Source organism: Leptospira haakeii (assembly GCF_002812045.1).
Lineage (GTDB): Bacteria > Spirochaetota > Leptospiria > Leptospirales > Leptospiraceae > Leptospira_B > Leptospira_B haakeii.
In genome coordinates, this window is record NZ_NPEG01000002.1 from 151,744 (window position 1) to 177,568 (window position 25,825).

Annotated in this window: 22 protein-coding genes; 6 read left to right on the plus strand and 16 right to left on the minus strand. The window is 42.2% G+C overall.

What is annotated here, in order from left to right; all coding sequences use genetic code 11:
* Positions 1-2 precede the first annotated feature (2 nt).
* The 12 genes from CH377_RS06260 to CH377_RS06320 form a co-directional block, all read right to left on the minus strand.
* The gene (locus CH377_RS06260; protein ID WP_100722946.1) at positions 3-2,687 is read right to left on the minus strand and encodes a midas domain-containing protein; all 2,685 of its coding nucleotides are present in this window, start codon (positions 2,685-2,687) and stop codon (positions 3-5) included.
* 193 nt (positions 2,688-2,880) lie between these two features.
* The gene (atpC, locus tag CH377_RS06265) at positions 2,881-3,261 is read right to left on the minus strand and encodes an ATP synthase F1 subunit epsilon (protein WP_100722947.1); all 381 of its coding nucleotides are present in this window, start codon (positions 3,259-3,261) and stop codon (positions 2,881-2,883) included.
* Between the two features lie 3 nt (positions 3,262-3,264).
* Complete coding sequence (gene atpD / locus CH377_RS06270; protein ID WP_100722948.1) at positions 3,265-4,668, minus strand: F0F1 ATP synthase subunit beta; 1,404 nt, start codon at positions 4,666-4,668, stop codon at positions 3,265-3,267.
* A gap of 21 nt (positions 4,669-4,689) precedes the next feature.
* Positions 4,690-5,550, minus strand: coding sequence for an ATP synthase F1 subunit gamma (gene atpG / locus CH377_RS06275; RefSeq protein WP_100722949.1), 861 nt, complete (start codon positions 5,548-5,550; stop codon positions 4,690-4,692).
* A 13-nt stretch (positions 5,551-5,563) separates the two neighbouring features.
* The gene (atpA, locus tag CH377_RS06280; RefSeq protein ID WP_086446202.1) at positions 5,564-7,078 is read right to left on the minus strand and encodes a F0F1 ATP synthase subunit alpha; all 1,515 of its coding nucleotides are present in this window, start codon (positions 7,076-7,078) and stop codon (positions 5,564-5,566) included.
* Positions 7,068-7,628 carry an ATP synthase F1 subunit delta gene (gene atpH, locus CH377_RS06285; RefSeq protein WP_086446201.1) on the minus strand — a complete coding sequence of 187 codons (561 nt, stop codon included), beginning with the start codon at positions 7,626-7,628 and terminating at the stop codon, positions 7,068-7,070. The genes atpA and atpH overlap by 11 nt, the downstream gene beginning before the upstream one ends.
* A 1-nt stretch (position 7,629) precedes the next feature.
* Positions 7,630-8,157, minus strand: coding sequence for a F0F1 ATP synthase subunit B (locus CH377_RS06290; RefSeq protein WP_086446200.1), 528 nt, complete (start codon positions 8,155-8,157; stop codon positions 7,630-7,632).
* 2 nt (positions 8,158-8,159) lie between these two features.
* Complete coding sequence (gene atpE, locus CH377_RS06295; protein WP_008595212.1) at positions 8,160-8,450, minus strand: ATP synthase F0 subunit C; 291 nt, start codon at positions 8,448-8,450, stop codon at positions 8,160-8,162.
* Positions 8,451-8,493: 43 nt separating this feature from the next.
* Complete coding sequence (gene atpB, locus CH377_RS06300; RefSeq protein WP_100722950.1) at positions 8,494-9,549, minus strand: F0F1 ATP synthase subunit A; 1,056 nt, start codon at positions 9,547-9,549, stop codon at positions 8,494-8,496.
* Positions 9,550-10,030: 481 nt separating this feature from the next.
* A complete protein-coding gene (locus CH377_RS06310; RefSeq protein WP_100722951.1) occupies positions 10,031-10,264 on the minus strand; it encodes an AtpZ/AtpI family protein in 234 nt (77 codons plus the stop codon).
* A 2-nt stretch (positions 10,265-10,266) separates the two neighbouring features.
* Positions 10,267-11,262, minus strand: a complete 996-nt coding sequence (gene lepB / locus CH377_RS06315; RefSeq protein ID WP_243401998.1) for a signal peptidase I — start codon at positions 11,260-11,262, stop codon at positions 10,267-10,269.
* 91 nt (positions 11,263-11,353) lie between these two features.
* A complete protein-coding gene (locus CH377_RS06320) occupies positions 11,354-11,653 on the minus strand; it encodes a hypothetical protein (RefSeq protein WP_100722952.1) in 300 nt (99 codons plus the stop codon).
* Between the two features lie 305 nt (positions 11,654-11,958).
* On the opposite strand from CH377_RS06320, the gene CH377_RS06325 reads away from it, so the two are divergent.
* Genes CH377_RS06325 through CH377_RS06340 form a run of 4 tightly spaced genes read left to right on the plus strand, consistent with a single transcriptional unit; the run spans position 11,959 to position 15,070 of the window.
* Positions 11,959-12,762, plus strand: coding sequence for an aldolase/citrate lyase family protein (locus tag CH377_RS06325; protein ID WP_100723227.1), 804 nt, complete (start codon positions 11,959-11,961; stop codon positions 12,760-12,762).
* 3 nt (positions 12,763-12,765) lie between these two features.
* Positions 12,766-13,317: a TetR/AcrR family transcriptional regulator gene (locus CH377_RS06330; protein WP_100722953.1), complete on the plus strand. Its 552-nt coding sequence runs from the start codon at positions 12,766-12,768 to the stop codon at positions 13,315-13,317.
* A 42-nt stretch (positions 13,318-13,359) separates the two neighbouring features.
* Entirely contained in the window at positions 13,360-14,361 is a 1,002-nt protein-coding gene (gene corA, locus CH377_RS06335) for a magnesium/cobalt transporter CorA (RefSeq protein ID WP_100722954.1), read from the plus strand.
* 10 nt (positions 14,362-14,371) lie between these two features.
* Complete coding sequence (locus CH377_RS06340) at positions 14,372-15,070, plus strand: SDR family oxidoreductase (RefSeq protein ID WP_100722955.1); 699 nt, start codon at positions 14,372-14,374, stop codon at positions 15,068-15,070.
* 23 nt (positions 15,071-15,093) lie between these two features.
* Here CH377_RS06340 and CH377_RS06345 read toward each other — a convergent pair whose 3' ends face one another.
* Both CH377_RS06345 and CH377_RS06350 read right to left on the minus strand, forming a co-directional pair.
* A complete protein-coding gene (locus CH377_RS06345) occupies positions 15,094-15,834 on the minus strand; it encodes a LytR/AlgR family response regulator transcription factor (protein WP_100722956.1) in 741 nt (246 codons plus the stop codon).
* Complete coding sequence (locus CH377_RS06350; protein WP_100723228.1) at positions 15,831-16,796, minus strand: sensor histidine kinase; 966 nt, start codon at positions 16,794-16,796, stop codon at positions 15,831-15,833. Before CH377_RS06350 ends, CH377_RS06345 begins: the two co-directional genes overlap by 4 nt.
* A 303-nt stretch (positions 16,797-17,099) precedes the next feature.
* On the opposite strand from CH377_RS06350, the gene CH377_RS06360 reads away from it, so the two are divergent.
* Both CH377_RS06360 and CH377_RS06365 read left to right on the plus strand, forming a co-directional pair.
* Positions 17,100-18,542: a hypothetical protein gene (locus tag CH377_RS06360; protein ID WP_100722957.1), complete on the plus strand. Its 1,443-nt coding sequence runs from the start codon at positions 17,100-17,102 to the stop codon at positions 18,540-18,542.
* A gap of 10 nt (positions 18,543-18,552) precedes the next feature.
* Positions 18,553-19,287 (plus strand): FecR family protein, encoded by a 735-nt coding sequence (locus CH377_RS06365; RefSeq protein WP_100722958.1) that lies wholly within the window; start codon positions 18,553-18,555, stop codon positions 19,285-19,287.
* A gap of 61 nt (positions 19,288-19,348) precedes the next feature.
* Here CH377_RS06365 and CH377_RS06370 read toward each other — a convergent pair whose 3' ends face one another.
* Both CH377_RS06370 and CH377_RS06375 read right to left on the minus strand, forming a co-directional pair.
* Complete coding sequence (locus tag CH377_RS06370) at positions 19,349-22,489, minus strand: Ig-like domain-containing domain (RefSeq protein ID WP_100723229.1); 3,141 nt, start codon at positions 22,487-22,489, stop codon at positions 19,349-19,351.
* A gap of 227 nt (positions 22,490-22,716) precedes the next feature.
* Positions 22,717-25,815 (minus strand): Ig-like domain-containing domain, encoded by a 3,099-nt coding sequence (locus CH377_RS06375; protein ID WP_100722959.1) that lies wholly within the window; start codon positions 25,813-25,815, stop codon positions 22,717-22,719.
* Positions 25,816-25,825: the final 10 nt, after the last annotated feature.

Consider the following 25,825-nt stretch of genomic DNA (forward strand, 5'->3'; position numbering starts at 1 on the left):
CGTCAAACGCCGATTTGTTTCATTAATTTCTTATAAAGTTCAAAATAGTCTGAACGAGAAAAGTCACGGATCATATCATCCGGAAGATTTCCGAGTAGTTCATCTAAATAGAGAAGAATTCGTTTCATCTCATCTTGGGTAGGAATTGCCTCACCAGTTTCAGCCTCATCAGCAGAAGCTCCTGCTTGGCGGACCTCTTCTAAAGGAGAAAGTTCATTCTCATCCGCATACTCGTCCAAGATAAAATTCAGTTCCGGTTCCGGAGCCAATTTCTCTATAGTCGGGATAATCTCTCCGCCTACATCTTCTGCAAAGTCCAAACCTGAAATTTGGATATCATCTTCTAAAGAACCGAATGCATTTAAGTCATTTGCTTCAGGAGGAGAAGATAATAAGGAATCTAAGTCCTCTGAATCTACTCCTTCAGGAGTTTCGTCAGAGAGTAAGTTTCCTAATTCATCGTTGGATAATGTAATCGGTTCATCTGCTTCTTCTCCAAGATCCCAGTCAGAAGGTGCAGCAACTGCATTCTCTGTTCCTGCGCCAAGGTCATTCAGATCTGCAACAGGTCCGTCCCAATCTATATCATAGTCGGAAGATACATCAGGAGTTCCAATATCGTCTAACTCATTGATCGGAAGCGAGATTGGCTCGTCAGAATCTTCCATCAGATCATTGGAAGCCGTTTCTACTTCGGACTCTTCTTCCAATAAATGTCCTAACTCATCTTCGGAAAGAGCGATAGGCTCATCTGCTTCTGAATCTAAACTGAAGTCCCCGAATTCTATTGGGGCATTATCATCATGCTCTACAGGTGGAGCGTCCGCAAATATATCTGCATCGGAGCCTTCTTCTTCTCCAGAAGATAGTAGATCTCCCAGCTCGTCGTCTGAGAGTGCGATCGGTTCGTCTTCTTCAGAATCTAAAGAAGAAACTGTTTCTTCTTCTCCAGAGAGTAGGTTTCCAAGCTCATCATCAGAAAGTGCAATCGGTTCGTTATCATCAAGGTCAGAAGCAAGATCTAAAGAAGTTCCGGTATGTTCTTCTTCCTCTTCAGTTCCGGAAGATAATAAATTTCCAAGCTCATCGTCGGAAAGAGCAATTGGTTCATCTGGATCAGAACTTTCGGCAAAGAAATTTTCTTCAGAAGTTTCTGCAGGAGAGAAATCCATCAGATCGGAATCTGAACTTCCTAATATATCTTCGTCGCTTGCAGAAGTGAAATCACCTAAAGATTCTTCGAAAACTTTTTCTTCAGACTTAGCATTGTCCTCAAAATCCCCGAGATCCAATCCGGTATCTAGAGGATTTTCTTCTTCGCTCATTCCGAAATTATCAAAATCGGAAACAGGGAGAGAAATAGATTCTTCCTCTCCGCCAAATTCGTCCTTAGTTTCTGCAGGTTCTGAATCAAAATTAAAATCACTTAGATCAAGTTCGGAAGAAGAATCGGTATCCTCTTCCATTCCAAACTCAGACTCTGCTGTAGGAGCTCCTACAGAATCAAGATCATCTAGTTGGATACTTTCGATTTCATCCTCATCTCCGGAGGATAATAAATTCCCAAGCTCGTCGTCAGAGAGCGCGATCGGCTCGTTTGCTTCTTCTTCCATATCCAGATCGGAAGAAGTATGTTCTTCGGAAACAGAACCAAGATCCAGATCTCCAAAATCTCCCATCTCATCGAAAGAACTTTTGTTCTCTAAAGAAGTATCATCACCTTCTAAAAGATGATCCAATTCATCCGTAGAAAGTGCGATGTCCTTTTCTTCTTCACCGTCGAAGTTAATGTCCTCGGTCAATTCAGAAGAAGGCATGGAGATATCGTCTCCGCCCAAATCTCCGAATCCTTCTTCTTCCATGTTCGGGCTGAAGTCCTCTGCCATTATATCATCTAACTCATGCTCAGAGAGAGAAATTGGACCTTCATCATCAGAAACAATTTCGTCTTCGAATGTTTTGGAACCGGAATCTTCCGGAGCAGAAACTTCTTCTTCGTCCATGGAGAAGTCTGCAAGGTTGGAACCTATATCAATATTATGTAATTCGTCATCGGAAAGTGAGATCGGTGTCTCATCATCCAGGTCCGCATCCGAAAGCCCAACGACCTCGTCGTGGTCGGAAGAATCCCCTCCCCAATCGAAAGGTTGGTCGTCTGAATGGAATGCGGAAGAAGGGACTTCTCCAGGCTGAGAGAAATCTCCTAAGTCTAAAGAGCCTAGATCTCCGAATGCTTCCTCATGGTTTTCAGGTAGAGAAGAAGGAGATGATTCTTTCCAAGAAGGAGCAGAGGAAGAAGATGTTGGAGGAGAATTCAGATCATCATCGATATCGAGAAGTCTATCGATCTCAGCATCTATCATTGGATCTGTGAGCTCGAAATCAAAGTCTTCATCTAAATGAACGGACTCATCTAGTTGGCTTAGGTCTGAACCAAAATCAGCTTCTTCCGGTTCGAAATTAGGAATATCATCCGGGTAATCATCACCGGACGAAGCGAGTAATTCCTCGAAACCTTCGCTGTCTGGAGAATCTCCCGGAACGGAATCGAAATTAAAATCGGAAGAATCTCCATCGCTAGCCAAGAGAGAATCTATTTCGTCCAAGCTCATTTCACTCGGATCAAAATCCTCTCCATTTCCAGCTGGAAACCCCTCTCCCTCGTCTATCGTAAATTCGTCCGCCATGCTTCCTACAGTATGCTAAAAATCCGTATGTCTATTCGGAGGATCTCCTAAGTTGCAGGAAATACAATCCGAAAAAATTCCGAGACAGTCCTCTTATATTAGAAGACCCTCTCTCTTACTTATTGGGAAACTTCTTCGGCCTAACCGATAGAAGTGTCCCTTAATAATTTTCGGAATTTGGAACCCCTAAATATTAGCGGGAAGCTGCTAAAATTCGGGTTTTTGCTTTTAGGACGAGAGTATTTTTCTCGCTGGAGGCAGGAAGAGCTTCCGCTTCTTCTAGGGCTTTTTGGGCGGCCGCAAGGTCGATATCCTCTTTCAGGCTACCATGGTCCGTCAAAATTGTAACTTTATTGTCCCTTACTTCGAAAAACCCGCCTTCGATTGCGGCGATTTTCGTTTTATTTCCTTGTCGGACTTCCAACACGCCGATCCCAAGCAGGGAAACAAGAGAAGTATGGCCCGGATACACTCCGAAACCCCCTTCGCTCCCGGGCACGACGATGCTGTCCGCATCGCCGTGGAAGAGTAGTTTCTCTGGAGAGATTACCGATACGTCTAGCTTGGCTGCCATCGATTATGCTCTCAGGTTTTTGGACTTCTCGATCGCGTCTTCTATGGTTCCTACCATGTAGAAGGCTTGCTCTGGAAGGTGGTCGCAATTTCCTGCGATCAATTCTTTGAAAGAGCGAACTGTATCTGCAAGTTTTACGTATTTTCCAGGAGATCCTGTAAATACTTCCGCAACGTGGAAAGGCTGAGAAAGGAATTTCTCGATCTTTCTTGCTCTCGCAACAAGAACCTTATCGTCCTCAGAAAGTTCGTCCATACCAAGGATCGCGATAATATCTTGGAGGTCTTTATAACGTTGAAGGATCCTTTGAACCTCACGAGCAACACCGTAATGTTCCGCACCCAGAACTTCTGCGTTCATCACGCGGGAAGTAGAATCGAGTGGGTCAACCGCAGGATAAATTCCTTTATCAGAGATCGCACGAGAAAGAACCGTAGTTGCATCCAAGTGAGCGAACGCGTTCGCAGGAGCCGGGTCAGTCAAGTCATCCGCAGGAACGTAAATCGCCTGAACGGAAGTGATCGATCCCTTACGAGTAGAAGTAATACGCTCTTGAAGAGCACCCATCTCTGTAGAAAGAGTCGGTTGGTATCCTACCGCAGAAGGCATACGTCCAAGTAGAGCCGATACTTCTGATCCCGCTTGGGAGAAACGGAAGATATTGTCTACGAAGAGTAGTACGTCTGTTCCGATGGAATCGCGGAAATGTTCCGCCATTGTAAGAGCAGAAAGAGCCACACGAAGACGAGCACCAGGTGGCTCGTTCATCTGACCATAACAAAGTACGGTCTTGTTGATAACTCCGGATTCTTTCATCTCTCTCCAGAGGTCGTTTCCTTCTCTGGTTCTTTCACCAACACCTGCGAATACGGAAAATCCACCGTGTTGTTTCGCGATATTGTTGATCAACTCTTGGATAAGAACTGTCTTACCTACTCCGGCTCCTCCGAAGAGTCCGGTCTTTCCACCTTTGATATAAGGTGCAAGAAGGTCGATAACCTTGATCCCTGTTTCGAATACTTCCGTTTTAGGGGAAAGGTCTTCGTAACTTGGAGCAGCTCTGTGGATAGGCTTACGCTCTTTCACTTGGATAGGAGCTCCTTCATCCACTGGATCTCCAAGAACGTTAAAAATTCTTCCGAGGGTCACGTCCCCAACTGGAACGGAAATAGGAGCTCCTGTATCAGAAACTTCCTGTCCTCTTACAAGGCCGTCAGTGGAAGAAAGAGCAATCGCTCTTACTGCACTACCACCGATATGCTGTTGCACTTCAGCGATAATTTTTTCCTTTTTGCCTTCTACGACCGCGTCGATTTCAAGCGCGTTAAAAATTTCGGGCAGATGTCCGGACTCGAATTCGATATCCAAAACGGATCCGATGATTTGTTTTACTTTACCTTTGCTCATCCAAGTACTCCAATACCAGAACTAGTTTAGCGAGTCCGCACCCGCTACGATCTCCGAGATCTCCTGAGTGATCTTCGCCTGACGGATACGGTTGTAACCGCGGGTCAGAAGTTTGATCATCTCGGAGGCCGCGTCCGTTGCGGATTTCATGGCCACGCGCTTTGCGATCTGCTCGGAACAATTAGCTTCCAAGATCGCCTTTAAAAATGCAGTTTTTACAACTAAAGGAAGAAGAGATTCCAGAATATCAGCCGGACTTGGCTCATATAGGACATTGGAACCTACGTTAGCTTCTCCTTGTGCTTCAAACGGAAGAACCTTAGTAATGTCAGGCTCTTGGTTTGCAGAAGAGTGATAAACTGTGGAGATAATTTCCACTGTATCCACTTCTTCACTTGCAAATAGCGCTAAGAAGAAGTCTGCAAACTCTTCTGCTTCTTTGTAACCGGACTTATCGTCGATATGAGTATAGGTTTTTTCTATTTTCTCTTTTGCGAATTGGAAATAGGAAATTCCTTTCTTACCTACTACAAAAAGTCGAACGTTTACGCCCTGGTCTTTCAATTCTTGGATGCGAGTTCTTGCTAAACGGATCGTTTTGGAGTTATATCCTCCACAAAGACCTCTATTCGCAGTGATCACAAGAAGAGCTGCCGAGCGAATCGTATTCGGTTTCCTTAAATAAGGACTTTTTACTACAGAAGCAAGGGATGCAAGCGCTCCGACCAATTCCTTAATTTTATTAGAGAATGGATGGGACGCATTCACCCGATCACTCAACTTTTTGGATTTAGCCGTAGCGACCATTTCCATAGTTCGAGTGATCTTCCGAGTGTTCTTAACGGAGCTGATCCGTTTCTTTATTTCCCGAGGTGTAGCCAAGATTTTTCTCCGCTTACTTCAGGTTCCTAACAAAGTCAGCTGCGATAGAGGCGATAACCTCTCCCAGTTTTCCTTCGTCCGAAATTTTCTTTTCGGTGCGAATAGCGTTCAATACTTCTGGTTGTTGTGTGCGAAGAACGTTTAATAAATGTGCTCCGAACTCTCTAACTTTAGGAACCGGAACCTTGTCCATATGTCCTCTAGTTACCGCAAAAATTTCGACCACTTGTTCTTCTACAGGATAAGGGCTGGAAACAGGTTGTTTCAACATCTCAACGATGCGATATCCTCTGTCCAACTGAGCCTGAGTGATTGGATCCAAGTCAGTTCCAAGTTGAGCGAATGCTTCTAACTCTCTGAACTGAGCGAGTTCCAGTTTCATTTTTCCAGCGACTTGTTTCATCGCTTTGATCTGAGCTGCGGAACCAACACGAGATACGGAGATACCCACATCCACTGCAGGACGAACCCCGGATGCGAATAAGTTGGATTGCAGATAGATCTGACCGTCAGTGATGGAGATCACGTTAGTCGGAATATAAGCAGAAACCTCACCTTCTTGGGTTTCGATGATAGGAAGCGCGGTTAAGGAACCAGCTCCATATTTTTCGTCCAATTTAGCCGCTCTTTCTAATAAGCGAGAGTGAAGATAGAATACGTCTCCAGGATAAGCTTCGCGGCCCGGAGGTCTACGAAGAAGAAGACACATTTGGCGATAAGCAACCGCTTGTTTTGATAAGTCATCATAAACAACTAAGGTAGCTTTTTTCTCGTTATACATGAAGTATTCCGCGAAGGAACATCCTGAATAAGGAGCGATGTATTGCAGAGGAGCAGGATCAGCAGCAGTTGCGGAAACTACGATTGTGTAATCGAGAGCTCCAACCGCTTTTAGTTTTTCCACGATAGTTGCTACAGTGGAAGCTTTTTGTCCGATCGCTACGTAAACGCAGATAACTCCGGAACCTTTTTGGTTGATGATCGTATCCAGAGCGATGGAAGTTTTACCTGTTCCACGGTCTCCGATGATCAACTCCCTTTGGCCACGGCCAATCGGGATCATTGCATCAATACTTTTGATACCAGTTTGAAGAGGTTCTTCAACCGGTTGTCTTTTGGAAATACCAGGAGCAGGACTTTCTACCGCACGAGTATGTTTGGTATTGATCGGTCCTTTTCCATCCAGAGGCTCACCGAGTGGGTTTACCACACGTCCGAGCATTTCCGGTCCTACCGGAACCTCTAAAATTTTTCCGATTCTTTTTACGGAGAATCCTTCACGGATGTTTTTATAATCTCCGTAAATGATCACACCCACGGAATTGTCTTCCAAGTTGAATGCCTGACCGCGAACTCCGTTTTGGAATTCCACGAGTTCTCCAGCCATCACGTTTCTGAGACCGAAAACTCGAGCGATACCGTCCCCTACTTCCAGAACAGTTCCGACTTCTTCGACACCCAGATCTTTTTTATAATTTAAAATTTCCTGTTTGAGGACCGACGTAATTTCGTCTGTTTTAATTTTCATACACCACTCCGACCGGTAATTTGCTGTCCAGCAAGGTTTGCCTTACTTTCTTAAGTTGGCTTTTCATGGAAGAGTCGATCGCCAAGTCTTGGAATCTGACCACGAAACCTCCGAGAAGGCTCGGATCTTCACTTGCTTCCAAGATGAACTCCGATTTGAATCTTTCTTTTAATACTTCCCTTAATTTGGAGAGAGAAGCCTCATCCATAGCGGGATAACTTTTGACTTTCGCGCGAACTCTTCCTGCTTTACGATCCAGTTCTTCTTTTAAAGCTTCGTGAATTTCGGAAAGAAATGAAAATCTTCCCCTACGAAGAAGCACCTGTAAAAAATTCAGAGTGATTTCCGAAATTTTCCCCTGGAAGGTCTTTAATAGAACAGCTTCCTTATCTTCCCTTTTAACGGAAGGGGTATCGAAAAAATCGCGGAACTGCGGCTCTATCTTAAAAATACTTACGATAGAATCCAATTCCTGTTCGGCTTCTTCCGGAGAAGAACTAGCGTCCGCAAAAGCGGCCGCGTATGTTTTTGGGATCGCAGAATAGCTCATGTTACGCGCTCAGTTTCTTGATCTTGCCTAACTCGTTCTCGATAAAGGACTTATAATCGTCAGCTTTTAACTGTTTCTCCAGAACGAGAGCCGCGACTTGAACGGTCATGTCTACGATCTGTCCTTGGAGTTCTGCCAATGCTTTGGATTTTGCGAGTTCGATATCTTTCAGTGCAGTATCTTTAAGAGCCTTCACTTCTTTCGAAGCATCATCCAACATTTTGTTTTTCAGGTTAGTAGCGTCCGATTTGGCTTCCGCTACGATTCCGTTAGCTTGGTCCTTTGCTTGAGCGATTCTTGTTTCATAATCTTTCAGCAGAGATTCCGCTTCGGAACGTACGTCAGCAGCCTTACGAATATCGTTTTGGATGGTCTCAGCTCTTTCATCCAGAGCTTTGAGAATCACATCCCAAGCGAAAACTTTAAGGATAATGACGACTATCGTGAAGGTAATCAGGGTCCAAATGATCAGACCCGGATTAACGTCTAATAGTGCGCCTAATCCCCTGTCAGCTGCCAAGAGAAACAAGATTATTTACCTTCAGCCGGTGCAGAAACTTCAGTTTTAGCAGCAGATGCTTTGCTTACTGCTGTATTTAGAGTTCCACCTGCAAGGAACGCAATAACGATTGCGAACAGAGCCGCACCTTCGATAAGGGCTGCAGAGATGATCATTGCAGTTTGGATTTTTCCAGCTGCATCAGGTTGACGGCTGATTCCTTCAGCAGCAGAGCCACCGATTCTTCCGATTCCGAGTCCTGCGCCTAAAATAGCGAGTCCAGCTGCGATTCCTACTCCAATGTATCCTAGTCCGAATTCCATTTTATTACTTTCTCCTATTTGAAATCAAAACGCTTATATAAAATTAGTGCCTATGCATGCTCGAGCCCACGAAGAGCGAGGTGAGTAGAGCAAAAACGTAAGCCTGTAAGAAGGCCACAAACAATTCTAAGAAATAGATCGCGGTAGCTCCAAAAACCGAGATCGGCGCAACTCCCCATGATTGGAATTGGAAAATAAATCCGAGTAACGCTAAGATAATTACGTGTCCTGCAGTCATGTTCGCTAAAAGACGCACAGTGAGTGCGAATGCTTTAGCAAGTGGAGAAATGATAAACTCCAATGGCCACATTAGGAGATATAGAGGCGCAGGAACTCCATTCGGGACTGAATGAAGAATGAACTTCGGCCCTTGGTAAACAAATCCAGTTCCGTAGATCAAAAGTAAGGTAATAAGAGCAAGCGTAACGGTAACAGAAACATCGCCAGTCACAGTAATACCGTTCCAAACTTTTGCGATCCAGATCGGTTCATGATGAGAAGAAGCAGCATGTGCTTCTTCGGCAACTGGGACTTCTTCGCCTGCATTAACAGATTCAATTCCAAGTTGGATCACTTCTCCGACCGGAGGAATGAGTCCCATCAAGTTACAGAATAGAATGAAGAAGAATAATGTGAAAATATAATGATAATAAGAATGTCCGTGGCCGTCTGTGTTTGCATCCACAACATCCTTTTTCAAGAAAGTTATAAAAGCCTCTACAGCGTTAGCGAATCTACTTTGTATCTTTAAAGGATTTTTTGCGATTAATCGAGCAGCAGGAATAAATACAATCAGAAGAAGGAAGGAAACAATCCACATCATCGTAACACGACGAGTAATATGAAGATCGATACCGCCAACGAAATGGAATTTATGACCGGTGGAATGATCTACAAAGATGTTTTCTGCATGAGGATCATAACTTTCATGCCCTTCGAAAACTTTCTTTCCACCTACGTTGAAAGGAAACTCAGCATGATCCATCAAGTGGTGAACCAACACCTCATTCAAATCGAAAGGTTTAGAGGCTTCTCCCTCGGAAGCAAATAATGGAAGTGAGAACAATAATAATGCGGTTGCGAAGATTTGTTTCAACATACTTGTAAAGGGTCCTCTCGAAAACGACAGGAAAGAAGAGTTTTGGGGGCACCACCCAGGGTTCTATTTCCCGCAAAGTACCTTTAAACCGCTCTTTGAAGCGTTTTACGGGGTCACCTTGCGAATACCAATATTAAAAGGTTGGCGAAATGGGCAATAAAAAAACCGATCACGAAACCTTCACGTTCGCCTCTCCAGATAAACAGTACTAAAACGGCTAAATGAATAAAAAAAGACAGAACAGTCGTTCCAAATTGGATCGAAAAACCTTCTTTGGAATGTTTCCAAAGTAGATAAAATCTAAAATTGTAAATAAGTAAGGATAGGAAAAGAGATATTACAATTCCTTTCCAAAAGGATGGGTCGGAAGCTTCATAGAACCGAAACCATAATCCGAAGATAAGCAGAAGGATACTAAAACCTAAATAATACTTTTTAGGCTGTAGTAACCCGTCCGAGTCCTTTATCCCCAAGGTAAAACTTAATCCTTTTTGTCGAATTGGGAAACTCTAGTGAGAAGATAAAAAATCCCGTAACCGAATCCGAAAATCGCCCCAAATAAGATCCCGAAAGGAGACCAACCGAAACGTCCATCCAGATACCTTCCTATAAAAACGGAAGCAATGATGATAAAAGCAAACTCTGTCCCTACACTAGCAAGCTGCCAGGGAGAAACATCCTTATTTTCTGGAGGTTTTTGATCCGGTTCACTCATATTTATTCTAATACAGTCCCGATACGATACCAGCGGACCTGCATTCTAGGAATTCTATACAATATCGTACTCTTGAACCAGTTCATATTAGAACCGATATCTCCACATTTCGATCTAAATTCTTCCGGATCGTATTTTTGGGCGGCATCCCCGTTCATTCCAAGATCTTCTGCACTTTTATAAGCGCAAACATGGTCTTTCCAGTTAATGGAGAAGTAGATCAATGCGGCTTTTCCGAGTATATTCTCCCTAGGAACAAATCCCCAAAATCTGGAGTCGGAAGAATTTGTGCGATTATCTCCCATCATCATATAATGATCATCCGGGATCACACATCCAGTAACTTGGAAACATTCCGCGTCTTTGAATTCGTGTGTATAGGGACGAGTGTTTCCTTCGATCACATAATGTTCGAAACCGGGTTTCTTTTCTTTAAAAAGATAATATTGGACTGCTGCGTCATCGTCCAGGTCATCGAATAGGTTTCTTTTTTCTTCGTCCTGGAAGTCGTAAGCGGAGAAGTCTGTTTTTCCTTTTTCCATATATTCTATCTTGCCATAGACTGTTGGAAAACCATCTCTCTCATGTAGTACCTTTACGATCCGGATCCTATCTCCAGGAAGACCGATCACTCTTTTTACGAATCTTTTTGGAAACCAGCCTTCTTTTTCTTCTGGAGAGACTGCTCCGTCCGGAGGGATAAAGGTTACAATATCTCCTCTTTTAGGATCATCGTATCTTTTGAGTTCCGTATCCGTAAAAGGAAGCCTGAGGGAATATCTCATCTTATTTACGAATAGAAAATCCCCAATCTTCAAAGTGGGAAGCATGGATCCGGAGGGAATATTGTTCGCGTCCAAAACTGAGGATTTAAAAGCTAAAACTAATAAAACGATAAAAAAGAAGGAGAGAGTGGAATCTACCGATTCTTCTCCAAAGATTTCCTGGATCCATGTAGGAAGTTTTTTCAAAAAGGTACTGCCCTTCGGCTGGCTCATAGGTCTATTGATACGGGATCGGTATTTCCCGTCAATTCAGAAGACTGAATGCTCGCTTTAGAGGTTCGCGCGGAGTTCACAGAGAAATTTGTTACATGCCGCCGCCAGTTTCATTGGCGAGATATGTTTCGATTGTTCTATCCAAACATAAAGCTTCTACCCCGCCTCCCCCGTTATCGAAGTATTGCGGATCAGTTTTTACGATAAAACAACCATTCCCTTCTGCATCTATACAGGCTTGGAGGAAGGCTACACAAACAACATAATTAACAGCCGGATTGAATTCCTCCTCCTTCTTCTTCTTTCCTTTGGTCTCGTCTATGTCTTCTTTGGAGCAGCCGAAAAAGAGAAATAAAGTAAGAATCGGCAATAAAGAGAGTTTTTGCAGCATACATTCGCTTGAGACCCCATGATAATCCAATATGTTCCAGACCAAAACTTTGTGCGCTCCATGTCTCTGTGCGAAACTCGTTTTCTTTTAAGTTCGCACGGAGATCGCAGAGTTCACGAAGGAAACTTCCCGCGAGTGATCGAACCGGGGTCAAAAAATCGTTTTTGCGATTTTTTGACCGAAGGCGAGAGCACGTTCCGAAGCCTTGCGAGGACGCGGCCCGACCCACCTCTAAAAGACCTTTTCAAAGAGTTAAAATTTTTAAAAATCCTTACTGTTTTTTCGAAAAGGACGATATTAGAAACGTGAAAGAGCAGATAGACCGCAAAATTATCGAACTTCGCCGCCACCTGATTTCTTTGAAACAGAGTTATCCTATAGTAGGATTGAAAGGAGGCACGGAAACGGAAGATATGGATTCGGACGAGATCCGAGCGCTCCATATCGTGGCCAAAGATTTGGTCCCGGTCACTGTTAAGATCGGCGGGCCTGAAGCAAGGACCGATATCCGTATGCTTGTAAAAGAAGAGATCGAAGGGATTTCAGCGCCTATGATCGAATCTTCTTATGCTCTCAAAAATTTCATTTCTACTCTTAAAAGTATGCTAAGCCCTGTGACTTTTTCCAAGGTTACTAAGGCGATGAACCTGGAGACTATCACAGGTTATAAAAATTTATTAGAGATCGCTGACTCGAGTGCATTCGAGGACCTGGACCAGGTGACGGCAGCGAGATCTGACCTTTCCGCTTCTATGGGAATGATCCCTGATGATAAAGAAGTGATGAAAGTGACTCGCACCATCATCGCTATTTCTAAAGACAGAGGCAAAAAAACTTCTGTTGGTGGAACGATCACAAAACAAAATTTCAGAAAGATTGCCGAAGAAATTCAGCCTGATAAGATCAACTCCAGGCACGTTTGTGTGGACGCTATGAAATCTTTGGAAAAATTTCCGGAAGAAGTAGCAGAAGTTATGCTCCAATTCGAGATCGAATTGTATGACCTATTTTCTCTTTTAAAACCTGAGAAGGCCTACGGTTATAAGAATAGAATGGAAACCAATCGGGAAAGGATCGGATCCAGAAAGGTTCTCTATTCCATTCGGTAAACAATGGCCAAAGATACAAGAGACCTAATCCTAAGAACTTCCCTCAAATTATTTTCAGAACAAGGGTATCACGGCTCCACCATGAGGCAAATCGCCCAGAGAGCCGGTTTATCTTTGGGTCTCGCCTATCGTTATTTTGAATCGAAAGAATCTATTTTAGAAGGGATCATCGAGTCCCATGATAAGATCCTAAAAAAGTATCTTCCGGAAAAACTGAATACTACGGAAAATAGAGCGGAACTTATCCAATTCTTAGGTGGGCAGATCATTAAATTGGTAAAGGAGAATGAAGAATATCTCCGCCTATATTGGAGCCTCATGCTCCAACCTAAGATCCATAGATTAAAAAAACGAAATATTCATTTGGTGAATCTGATCTTTTATGAAAACTCCAAAAAGATCATATTGGCGTTAAAACCGAATTACACCGAGTTCGAAGTAAAAAACCTTACTTCCGCGATCATAGGTTATATGATCAATCATTTGACTAATAAGAGAGAATTCACTCTCGAAGATTTCCGAGCATATATAGTTTACGCATTGGAGAATACCTAAGGCTGAAAAAGCTCTCGGAAGAACCCGTATTAGGACAATAAGATGATACGTTTTCTTTCCTTCCCTACTCCCAAGGGCAAAAATCCAATATCCAAAGCGGTGATCCGAAAAACAGATCCCGCATTTCTGAAAAATTTCTCCCTGGCAAAAACTCTGAACAAAGAAAAGGTTTGGATCGATGTAGAAAATCCAAGCTCCGAAGACCTAATCTTTTTATCTAAAAACTGCGGATTCCATGATCTTGCGATAGAAGATTGTGTGAACAGGAACCAAAGGCCCAAGTTTGAAGATTATGATGACCATGCGTTTATCGTTCTTCATAGTTTTAAATCAGAAGGAGAACAGTCCTTTTCCGCGACTGAAACACATGTGTTTTTCAATCGTAAGTTTATCGTTTCAGTTCATGAACATAAGGAACCTTTGATCGATTCTCTCTGGCATCGAACTCTGACCGAACTGAATTTTGCTTCTAAGGGAACAGACCATGTTCTTTATCTTTTATTCGATCTTTTGGTGGATTCTAATTTTCCGATCTTAGACCAGATCTCGGAACAGATCACAGATTTAGAAAATCAGATCCTGATCAGCGAGATAGAACCCGACTTCATCACAAACATTTTATATGTAAAAAGAAATTTGGTCCGGATGAGAAGGGTCCTTTCTCCCCAAAGAGAAGTTTTGAATCTGATCATGAGGCATGAGGATAAATTTCTCTCCGAAAAGGTGCGCTTTTATTTTAGGGACGTATACGATCATTTGAGCCGACTCGTAGAAACCATCGATATGGACAGGGATCTGATCGGAAACTCCATGGATGCCTACTTCTCTATTCTTTCCCAAAAAACAAATGATATCATCAAACGATTAACCTTAGTTTCGATGATTTTTATGCCACTCACCTTCTTGACCGGTTTTTTCGGGATGAATTTTACGGAACTTCCCTATGAGAACAAACTGGTCCTGAGCTGCTCGCTTGCTACCATGCTTACTATTCCGGGTATGATGATTTTATATTTTAAATATAAAAATTGGTTCAAAGATTAGTCCAAGTCTTATGGACAAAAAAATTGCAATCGTTACAGGCGCAAGCCGCGGCATAGGCGAAGAAGTTTCTAAACAACTTTCCAAATCAGGAATTCATATAATATGCGCTTCCCGCAAAAAAGAAGATTCCGAAAAAACTGCGTCTTCTATTCGAAAAGCAGGCGGTTCTGCTGACGCTTATGCTTTGGATGTTTCTGATCCCGATTCTATCGATATGTTCTTGGAAGAGATTCTCTCCAAATATCCTAGGATCGATATACTCGTAAATAACGCAGGTGTGTATCTGGACAGCGGCTCTATAGAGAGTACCACTTTAGAAATGTTGCAAGGAACCTTGGATACGAATCTGATCGGCCCTTTCCTTCTTTCCCAAAAAATTTTGGGAATAATGAAGAAGAGCGGTTATGGAAGAATCGTAAATGTAAGTTCCGGAATGGGCCAACTTTATGATATGAGTTCCGGCTATGCCGCATATCGTATTTCTAAAACTGCATTAAATGCTCTTACTCGGATCCTTCATTCAGAATCTTCCGGCAAAGATATCAAAGTGAATTCTGTTTGCCCTGGTTGGGTAAGAACTGATATGGGCGGTAAGTCCGCAACTCGTTCTGTGGAACATGGTGCTGAGACTATTGTTTGGGCAGCTCAATTGGACAAAAGCGGGCCGAGCGGGATTTTTCTGAGAGATAAAAAAGAAATTCCTTGGTGAAGAGAGAAGCTTGTTGGAATTCCTCACTTTCCGAATAGTCCTTTGACTCCTTCTACAAACTCTCTTCCCACCGGAAGATTTGTTTCATCCTCATCTTTCAGATAAATCGTATATGCACCACCCGCTTGTGATTTTGCTGCAGATACTAGATTTCGATTCACCATATGTTTTCTATGGATGCGCAAAAAATCGGTCTTAGGTAATTCTTTTTCTAAATCGCCGAGAAGTTTAGCAGTTTCATAATCTCCATCCTTTGTATGAAGAACGGAACGTTTTCCATTTGCAGTGAGATAATATAGATCCGCATACAAAACCCGATGGATCAAACCTCCATCACGAAAAACGAATACTGGATCAGGCTCGCCACTGGCTCTGGAATTAGAAATGGATTTTAATTGCAGATGATGAAGTGCTCTTTCCATACATGCGGAAAATCTTTCCTTTGTATACGGTTTCAAAAGATAATCGCAGGCCCCGACTTCGAATGCTTTGAGTGTATGTTCTCGATAAGCAGTGGTAAATACTAATACTGGGAGACTTTCCCCTATTTCTTCCAGAACCTGTAAGCCGGTTTTTTCGGGAAGATTGATGTCCAAAAACATCAGATCGAATTTTTCTTTTTTGAGAAGGTCGATTGCCTGAGAACCTGTTCTCGCTATCCCACCCACCTCAAATTGTGGCCAATTTTCCAAAAATTTGCGAAGAAGGTCCCTGGCAGGAACCTCGTCTTCTATCACTAAAACCTTATATAGCACGCTATTCATCTTGATGCGAATTCCAATCGTAATGTGGTGATTCCGAATTTATCTTTTTCTAATTTGAGTTCCGCTTCTCCGAAATTATACTCTAACCTGGATTTTATATTGTTCAAGGTGCGAGAGAATTCGGATTTTTTATATTCAGGTAACAAATGATGCTCTTGTTTTTCGTTCCCATTATTTTTGATTTCTATTTTTATTCTTCCAAAACTTTCGGTGGCGCTTATTTCTAATATCCCTGCCTCGGAACGATTTTCTAATCCGTGTTTGAAACTATTTTCAACTAATGGCTGTAAGGTGAGAGGAGGGATCCTAAGTCTGGAAAAATCCCCAACTTTTTTGATCTTGATCGTCAAAGAATCTGAAAATCGGATCCTTTGCAATTCCAGATAGTTTACCGTGAAATCCCACTCTTCCGAAAAAGGTATCGTTTTTTCAAAAATCCGATCTGATAGGAATCTATAAGTTTCCGAAAGTAAAATTAAAGCATTATCCGCTTTTTGAGGGTCCGTTACTAGCAAAGAATGTATGGTATTCAAAGTATTAAATAAATAATGAGGATCCATCCTGTTCTGAAAGGTCCTGTATTGGATATCTTTCAGTTCACTTTCCATCTTCTTCCTTCTTTCTATCAGGATCTGCATGGATTTTTCTAAGAATGAAATGAATAAAGCTAGGATTAAGCTGCTCAGAAGAATATTATAAGATCCCCCGTGTGGTCTTTCGACTCCTTCTCCGGCTAATAATAATACATGGATGATTCCGCCTGACGCAACTCCCAGAACGGATGCGATCGCAGAAGCGACAACTAAGAAGGCACCTGTGAAAAATGCCCCTTTGTTCATTCGGTTCAAAAATTCTACCGAAAACTCCACTATGGAACATACACAATGTGTAGTTACCTGGGTAGCCAAGAACACCTTCCAAAAAGGAGCCTTGGAATTATGAGCGACTAACAATGAATTCATTGTGCCGATCACCGTGTTAATGGTTAACCAGAATAATATCTTAAAAGTGCGCATAGAAAGAATGGTCGAAAACTTTTTTCCGGTTCCGACTCCACTGTCCTGTATTCTTTTAACCCGTCGATTCCCTTTTTACAATCTTATTCCAGCCAAAGTATCGTTTATTCCAATCGAATGGGAACTACAGAAATCGGATCGACCAGCACGTTAAATACAAAGTCTGGTAGACAAGAGAGTCAGGATAGGTTTATCTAAACGAAATTTTTTCTTTACGACTTTTGTCGGCAAGTAATCGAGGGGACCTCTTTGAAAAGGACATCTATTCGAAAACTGATCACCGCTGCATGTTTTATTATGGGATCCGTAAGTTTATCCGCAGAGGAAATCGTTACCACTAAGAAAGACGAACCGGACGGTTTTTACGGTTTGAAGATTGGTGGTATCCTCTCCCCTTCTTATAATCAAAGAATGAGAGATGGTGGTTCCGGTCTTACTAATACATATCCTAATGAGGAGCCTGGCTTCTCCACACCTTGGACTCTTTTGACAGTTAATAAAGAATTTAAGGAAACAGGTGTCAGTCTGGAATTATGGGGAGAATTATTACGTTCTGCTCAAGTGAGCGCGGACACAAGAATGGATGGAGGGGTTAAATCCAATCCATATATTTTAGGGATCAGAAGGGCCTTAATACGTAAAACCTGGGAAACCGGACTAGGAGAATACTCGCTAACGTTCGGAATGCAGGAACTCCCACATACATACACCCAATGGAAAAACTATTGGAGATGGAGATATGTGGACAAGGGACCTCTGGAAAGTTTAGGGTTTGCACCTGCTCCCGCCGATATAGGGTTAGGCGGGACTGGGAAATGGGATACTTTATCTGCCCAAGTAATTCTTTCCAATGGAGAAGGTTACAGACAAACACAAAACACGGACTCCACAGGTTTCGATCTTTCTTCCAGAGTTTCTTATGAACCTAAAATAGGGGAAGAAAATAGGATTGGACTTCATTTCTTTTATAGATCCGCTAACTTAACCGGCGCTGCCACTTCTGATTGTAAGGAAGGAACGGCATGTCTTGCGTCGGACAATAATCCTTCTACCAGCCTCAGAAAAGATGTTCGTTCCTTAGAAAGTGACTCTTATGCTGTAGAAGCTAATTTTGATCGTAAAAAAATTCTTAACTTCGGTCTTGGATATGTGTTCAGAAAACAAAAAGGCGGAGAAGTCCGAGACGTTTCCAAACCATTCGGTGCGGTAACTCCTGGTTTGGATTCAACAGGAACCGCAGCCTACGCCTGGTTATCCTTAGGATGGGGAGATTTTAGGATCGTGGGTAGATTAGAAGGAGGAAGCGGAAGAGATGGAGTTCTCGCCGCAAACCGAACTCAGATAAATCAGATCATGCCGGGGACTCCTGAATCGGATTATTGGAATATACAAACCAATACTATTGGACCTTTGGTAAGCTCTTCCGGTTATTCTGTTCATTCTTCCTTTAGGAGAGGTTCCGTATTCGCAGAATGGAATATTACGGATTCTTTACGTGTTTCTATTGGATATACTGAATCCAGGAATAGAGATAAGGATGGAGGAAGAGAACAATCCTATGTGGACGGGTCCGGAAACGAAAGGACTAAAGCGGAGTATTTACAACAATTCCAGGGCGGTGCAAATAACGGGATAGTATCCTATGGCCGCCTGACCAAGGAGCTAACTCTTTGGACCACTATCGAATTTTAAGGAGATATTTATGAAACTAAGAGTGTGGATGATCTTAAGCTTAGCACTTTCCATCGGTTCCTTGGTTTTAATAAGCCAAGAGAATAAGGAGAAGGACGCAAGAGTTTCCTTCCTAATCGGAAAAGTGCAGTTACAAAAAGGCGGCAAGGGAAGTTGGAACATCTTAAAACAAGGAGATCTGGTTTCCGAAGGGGATATAGTTTCTACGGGTAACGCTTCTAAAACCACTCTACTCTATAAGGGTTCCGAGTTTAAAATCTTACCGAATACAAAACTGAAAATTTCCAGTCTACACAGTGAATCCAAAGATGGTAAATTGGAAGTGCAAAGTGGATTTGCTTGGTTCCAACTTGTGAATCTAAAAGGTAAAAAATTCGAGGTAAGCACTCCGACTACCACTGCGGGAGTAAGAGGCACTGCATTCTCCGCATTCCATGACCATAAAACCAAAGATTCTTCCTTCTGTACTTGTGAAGGTAAGGTTTTGATGAATGGAACTGGCGATCCAAAAGACGGGACCATGCAAGAAAAAGGAAATGGCGGTTATTATCCTGGCGGCGGAGAAGAGCCTAAAAGAAGTTCTTACGATGGAATTATCGTAAAATTTAAATCTCTTCCTCCTTTCAAAGACTTAATGAAAAAGAATATTTCCTTAAAGAACTGTTTATCCTGCCATACTCCTCAAGGTTGGACTCCGGAAGATTCCGTTCCAAGCGATGAGACTTACGGCGGAGGAAAAATATAAATCTTCTATCAAAATTTTGGAATGTATAAGAGGCTCGGGAAACCGAGCCTCTTTTTTTATCTTAAGGACAGGTGATCGCATTTCCAGGATTAGAAGCAAATGCTCCCTGGAACTGAAGTCCTCCAAATAGATAAGGATAAGCTTCCGAATTCGGAATAGGAATAGTCACCAATCTCAACTTATCCGTAGTAGATTGAAGATTACATTTATTCCCGGAACTAACATTTGTGATCGCATCCAAAGTCAAAGAACTAGGTAAAGGCACCTGTCTCAATACGTTATTTACCAAAGGAACGATCAAAGAACGAATCAAAGGATCTACCACTTGGAAAATTCCCTTAGGATCCAAACCAAAAGGATTAAACGTAGGACCTTCCAGAATATCCATTGTATAAGACATACTAGCCTCGTCTTTTCGGATCACAAGACTCATTGCATTCAAATTATTATATTGAGGCTTTCCAGTTGGATCTGGATTCACGAAAGGAATAAAATTAAAAGAGCCATCCCCTTTTATGCTCACACGTACTGTATTTAACAGATAGCGACAACTGTTTGCCGCATTATCTGCAGCAGCTGCACTGCAAGGCACGGAACTTCCGCTGCCCACATCAGTTCCAGGAAGTCTTCTTCCATATATTCTTAATTCCAAATCCGTAAAGTTAACAACCAAGGTAGGAAGAGAACTTGCACCGCCGAATTTGAACTCACCATTCGGAGCATGTATAGCATAGACATCTATGTCCACATCGTCCATTGCACTTACATTAGGAACAAATTTGGTTGGGTCGCTCGGTTTTAGTCCCACTAAAGGTCTACCTGGAGATAAGATATTTAGCAAAGTTCCAACTTTCACTAACTCTTGGGTTAATTCGAAAAGAGGATCTGAACCTGCATACTGCTTGATCTGATTTATAAATTGTTTATTGATCCTTAAATTTAAGGCTCCATTTTGCCAAAGGCTATAAGCTGCTTGAGTTACTGTATCCGCATTCAAAGTAAGAAGTAAGCCGGGATTTGCATTACTTCTGGAGAACGGATATGTTTTTGCCATAGCTGTCCCAGTTGGAATAGGACGAGTACTCACAAAACCGGTAGCTAATTGATGCCCATGATAATTCGGATCCGTATTTGCAAGAGGTGTTTTTGCCACCAAAGACACACTTGCAGAAGTTAAGATCCCTTTATTCGTACCATCTGATTTAACTACCGCATCGTTTTGCGCCATCAATCTCAGAGATAAAGGAAAATTATTCAAAGGTGCAGGCAAGTAATCAGGCAATGTAACATCCAGACCCGGATTATTCAAAGAGACTAATACGGCATTCATTGCCTCCACTGATACCCTTTCCACAATATCTCTAAGCATAGACTGAGTAATATAAGGTGTTGCCTGAGGAACCGCGTTATTCGCCACACTTTCCGTAATAGGAGAAAGCCATGAACCTAATGTGTCCGTAGCAGCGAGTAAATTTACTCCGGCTACATTTAGATTATTGGTCCATTCAGAAACATAGAAGTTCCCGTTTATCCCGTCCGTAGGTGTATATGGAGTTTTGATAGTAACTGCAATCTTACCGGCAGTATCGAAGCTTGCATTCGCTTTCGCTCTCGCCAAACGAGAAGTATATGGCGAGTTCGGATTCAAAGTAGCTGTTGTAGAGAACCCATATGTATCGTCATTTCCTAACAAACAAGCAAGACCTGTACAATCATGAGAATATCCGATCGTAGTGATATCTATCACGGATCTTTTTCCGTTCAGGTCTACGCCCATTACTCCATCCGCTTGGACATAAATTGAATCCGTAATATTCGTAGTATTATCGGGGGCTAAAGGAGGAACTACTACGTTATTAATATAAACATCCAGCCACATAGGAAGATTTCCCAAGAAGCTTGCAGTAATATTGAATGCACCGGTATTCCCAGCAACACCGCAGTAACCGTTTCCGAATTGGCCAGCCATATCACCATACGTTTTCACATAATTTACAGAGATAGGAAAATCATTCGCAGTAATAGACCAAAAATCTATACATCTTCTATCCGAAAAATTCCCATTACCATCTGGGTCTCTAAGAGGAGCAACGTCTGTCGACTTTGGAGATCCAGAAAAATCATTAAAAGTTTTATTTGTGATCTTAAAATCTGCATGAGCAAATCTCTGAAGAATATTAGAAAATAACTTTAAAGTTTGTGCTTCATCAAAAACAGCTGCGGATGCATTCGTGATTAAAGCATATGGAGTAGAATTTACTTTTCCATAATTGAATCCGAAAGATCTGCGGAAGGTTTTGCCGTCAGCAGTAGAGATCAGGAATTCGTAAGCGTTCCCACCTTGGAAAGGTTTTAGTCCTGCCTTAGCTCCAGAGAAAGTATTTAAATTCAATGAAGAAGCTAAAGGTGCTGTCATATCGCAAGGAGAAGCCGCACAAATTATATGTTCCGCAGTGGAACCCATATGTTTTAATTTAATAGATTGGATTTGGTTTGGATTACTAGGATTGGAAAAATTAGCATTCAGGTTCATGGAAATTGTACCTGGAGTTGCATCCAAGTAAGTTAGATCCTTTTGAGAATTCGCAGGACCTACCCCAGTACCGTTTAAGGACATCGTAATATAATAATCCGGCTCAGTAATGAAGCTGACTGTATAAGGTTGCAAACTTCCACCCTCCAACCCTTTCGAAGCAGAGGTCAAGGTAAGCTTGTAAGTAGTATTTGCTTTTAATTCCCGATAGGGATCGAATACAAGTCTTCCACCGGATTTCCAATAGAAAGTCCCTCCCTTTTCAGTTGGAGGTCCAGGCAGAAGAGTCCCGTTATCTTCGGTAAATACAAAGTCGGCCTTTACTGTGCTTGAAACCATCGGTTCGGAGAAAACGATCTCTAAACTTTTATAACGATCTACCTGAGTGAGACTAGCTAAATTAAGAAGAACCTGAGGACCTGCAGTCCCGAAATCAACAGGCAATGTAGCAGGTGTATCTGTTTCAGTATAATTAATATTATTGGAAGTCCCAGGGATAGAACCTCCGTCATCGATAGGTATCCCAATAGAACTAAGGAAGGAATCGAGCATTCCACCCCCCTTTTCGGAATCCTTACATCCCAAAAATATAAGGGAGAGCGCCAGACAGGTTATAACAACCGTCCGTTTAATAAAAATTCTATCTCTTTCACCCAATCCGGTAACCATTTTTTTTCTCCAGTCTTCAATCGCATGATTTCTTTCGAATTCGGCCGGAGTCGGCACCCGTCAGTGCCTATCCAACCTCAGACAAAACCTTCTTCTTTCGAAAATCGGCCCTGCCTTTAAGAGTTTATTTTCAATTTTGGAGAAAACTCTTGGTTTAGGATCTATTCTATCTTTATAATATTATATTTCTATACTTTACCCTATTCTATTCCTATCTATACAACTAATTAAGGACATTGCACCACGGTTCCAGGGTTTGTAGCGGCAGCTCCTTGGAACTGCAGACCTCCGAACAGATACGGATAAGGTTCCGTATTCGGGATCGGGATAGTGATCAATTTCAATTTATCAGTAGTTGACTGAAGATTACATACCGCACCCGAAGAAAAATTCGTGATCGCCGAAACGTTCAGAGATTTAGGCAAAGGCACTTGGCGTAATACGTTATTCACTAAAGGAATGATCAAAGAACGGATTAAAGGATCCACCACTTGGAAAATTCCCTTCGGATCCAATCCGAAAGGGTTCACAGAGTTTCCTTCCAGAATGTCCAAAGTATAAGCCATACTATTCTCGTCTTTTTTGATCACAAGGCTCATTGCGTTCAAATTATTATACTGTGGTTTTCCGGTAGGATCCGGATTTACGAATGGAATAAAATTAAAAGATCCATCCCCTTTGATGCTTACACGCACGGTATTCAGAAGATAACGACAACTGTTTGCAGCATTATCCGCTGCCGCAGAAGAGCAGGTTATTGAACTTAAGGTAGGATATCCGATCTGAGTTCCGTTCGGTCTTCTTCCATAAATCCTCAATTCAAGATCCGTAAAGTTCACAACTAATGCCGGAATAGAATTCGCTCCACCAAATTTAAATTCTCCGTTAGGCGCGTGAATCGCATACACATCGATATCCACATCATCCGAAGATTTTACGTTTTGGATTAACTTACTAGAATCACTTGGATTCAAACCTACTAAAGTGTTTCTACCTGGAGCCAAAATATTCAGAAGTGTTCCTACTTTTACCAATTCTTGGGTCAATTGGAATAGAGGATCAGAACCTGCGTATGCAGTGATTGAATCAATAAAAGGTTTATTGATCCTTAAATTTAAAGCACCGTTTTGCCAGAGGCTATAAGCGGCCTGAGTCACGGTGTCTGCAGTCAGGGTCAAAAGAAGTCCAGGGTTTGTAGAACTTTTAGAGAATGGGAAAGTTTTAGTAAGAGCATCTCCATTTGGAATAGGACGAGTGCTCACAAAACCGGAAGCCAATTGGTGTCCGTGATAATTCGGATCCGTATTAATTAATGGATTTTTAGCCACCAAAGCAACGGAAGCGGAACCAACTAGTCCTTTGTTCGCTCCGGAAACAGTAGGAGCTACATCCGTTTGGAATTTCAATTTTAAGGAAAGAGGGAAACTTTGGAGAGGTGCAGGAAGATAATCCGGCAAGATCACATCCAAACCGGGATTTGCCAAAGACGTCACAACAGCATTCAAGGCGTTAGGCGCAACCTTCTGGATCACATCTTTTAGCATGGATTGAGTGATTGCAGGTTTAAGAGCAGGAACCATTCCGTTCGCAATAGAGGCAGTTACGGAGGATAGAAGGTCCGCTGCCCAGGAAGTAGAATCCACATAGTCGACAGAATCCAGATCACCCGCATTGTTTTTCACACGTAAGTGATCGGACCATTCTTTTGTATAAAAATTATCGGCAGTGGTATTCGCAGGTAGAGCTGCTATCGTTAAAGGAGTTTTAATTGCGATATTAAATTCACCGTTCGAATCCACTATAGTATTCGTATTTGCGACTGCGGCACGAGGGTTCGCAGTCTCATTTAAATTCACTTCCGCAATAGTAGTGAAATAGAACTTACTACCGGAACCCACAAGGCCGAGACCGATCGAATTACGATTTCTTGCGATAATTGCAAGATTGATAATCGCCTTACGACCGTTAATATTCACTTTAAGATTATTATTCGCAGGAACACTTAAACCTGCTGTGATCGTAGGATCAGCTCCGGTCATAGCAGGGATATTGACTCCCGTAATGTAAACGTCCATATCGAAGTCAGAACAACCCAAGAAACATCCGTTACCTACGAATGCGCCGGGATTTGCTCCTGCCCCTCCGCAATACCCGTCTCCATTATCAGGATCAGTCGAATCACCGAAACTTCGGATAAAATTGATCTCTGAATGATAATCTATACAATGGCTGGTTCTTTTTGCAGTAGCCTTAGGATTATTTGAAAAATCGGAAAAAGATTTATTAACGATCTTATAATCGTTTTTAGCGAATCTTTCTAAAATTTGGCCGAACAGTTTTAACGCCTGGGTCTCATCCACAATCACTGCTGCACCATTCGTGATCAAAGCATATGGAGTAGTATTTACTTTTCCATAATTGAATCCGAATGATCTGCGGAACACTTTGCCGTTAGTAGTAGTGATCTCAAAAATATAAGCATTACCACCTTGGAAAGGTTTTAAGCCAACTTTCGCTCCAGAGAAAGTATTCAGATTTAAAGCAGAAGTAAGAGGAACAGTCATATCACAAGGAGGAGCGGCACAGATCACATGTTCAGCAGTAGAGCTTAAATGTTTCAGCTTGATCATTTGAATAGAATTTGCACCGCTGATCGGAGAAGTAAAACTCGCGTTCAAATTCATCGCGATCGTTCCAGGAGCAGCGTCCGTATAAGTTAAGTCCTTAGAAGAATTTGCAGGACCAACTGCAGTTCCATTTAATGTAGCACCGATCAGATAATCCGGTTCAGTAGTAAATTCTATCATATAAGGTTGAAGATTTCCACCTTCTAAACCTTTAGAAGCACTAGTCAAAGTAAGCTGATAAGTAGTATTAGGTTTCAACTCTTTGTAAGGGTCGAAGATCAATCTTCCACCGGATTTCCAGTAAAAGGATCCACCCTTTTCAGCAGCAGGACCAGGTAATAAAGTTCCCGTTTTTTCTTTCAGAACAAAATCACCATTCACTGTAGACTGAGTCATAGGCTCGGAAAAAACAATCTCCAAACTTTTATAACGATCTACTTGGTCGGTAGAAGATAAGTTTAATAATGCCTGGGGGCCGGCAGTTCCGAAATCTACAGGGAGAGTCGCAGGCTCATCAGTGTCCTTATAAGGAGTCAAAGACGCACTAGTAGGAAGACTTCCTCCGGAATCAGTAGCGATCCCGAGACTTGCAAAGATTGAATCAGAAAGGCTCGCTTGTTTTTCCGCTCCGCATCCAATAGATACGAATAGTACAGCGAAACTGATAAGTAAAAATCCTTTGAATGTTTGCATCTTCATTTGTGTCGGT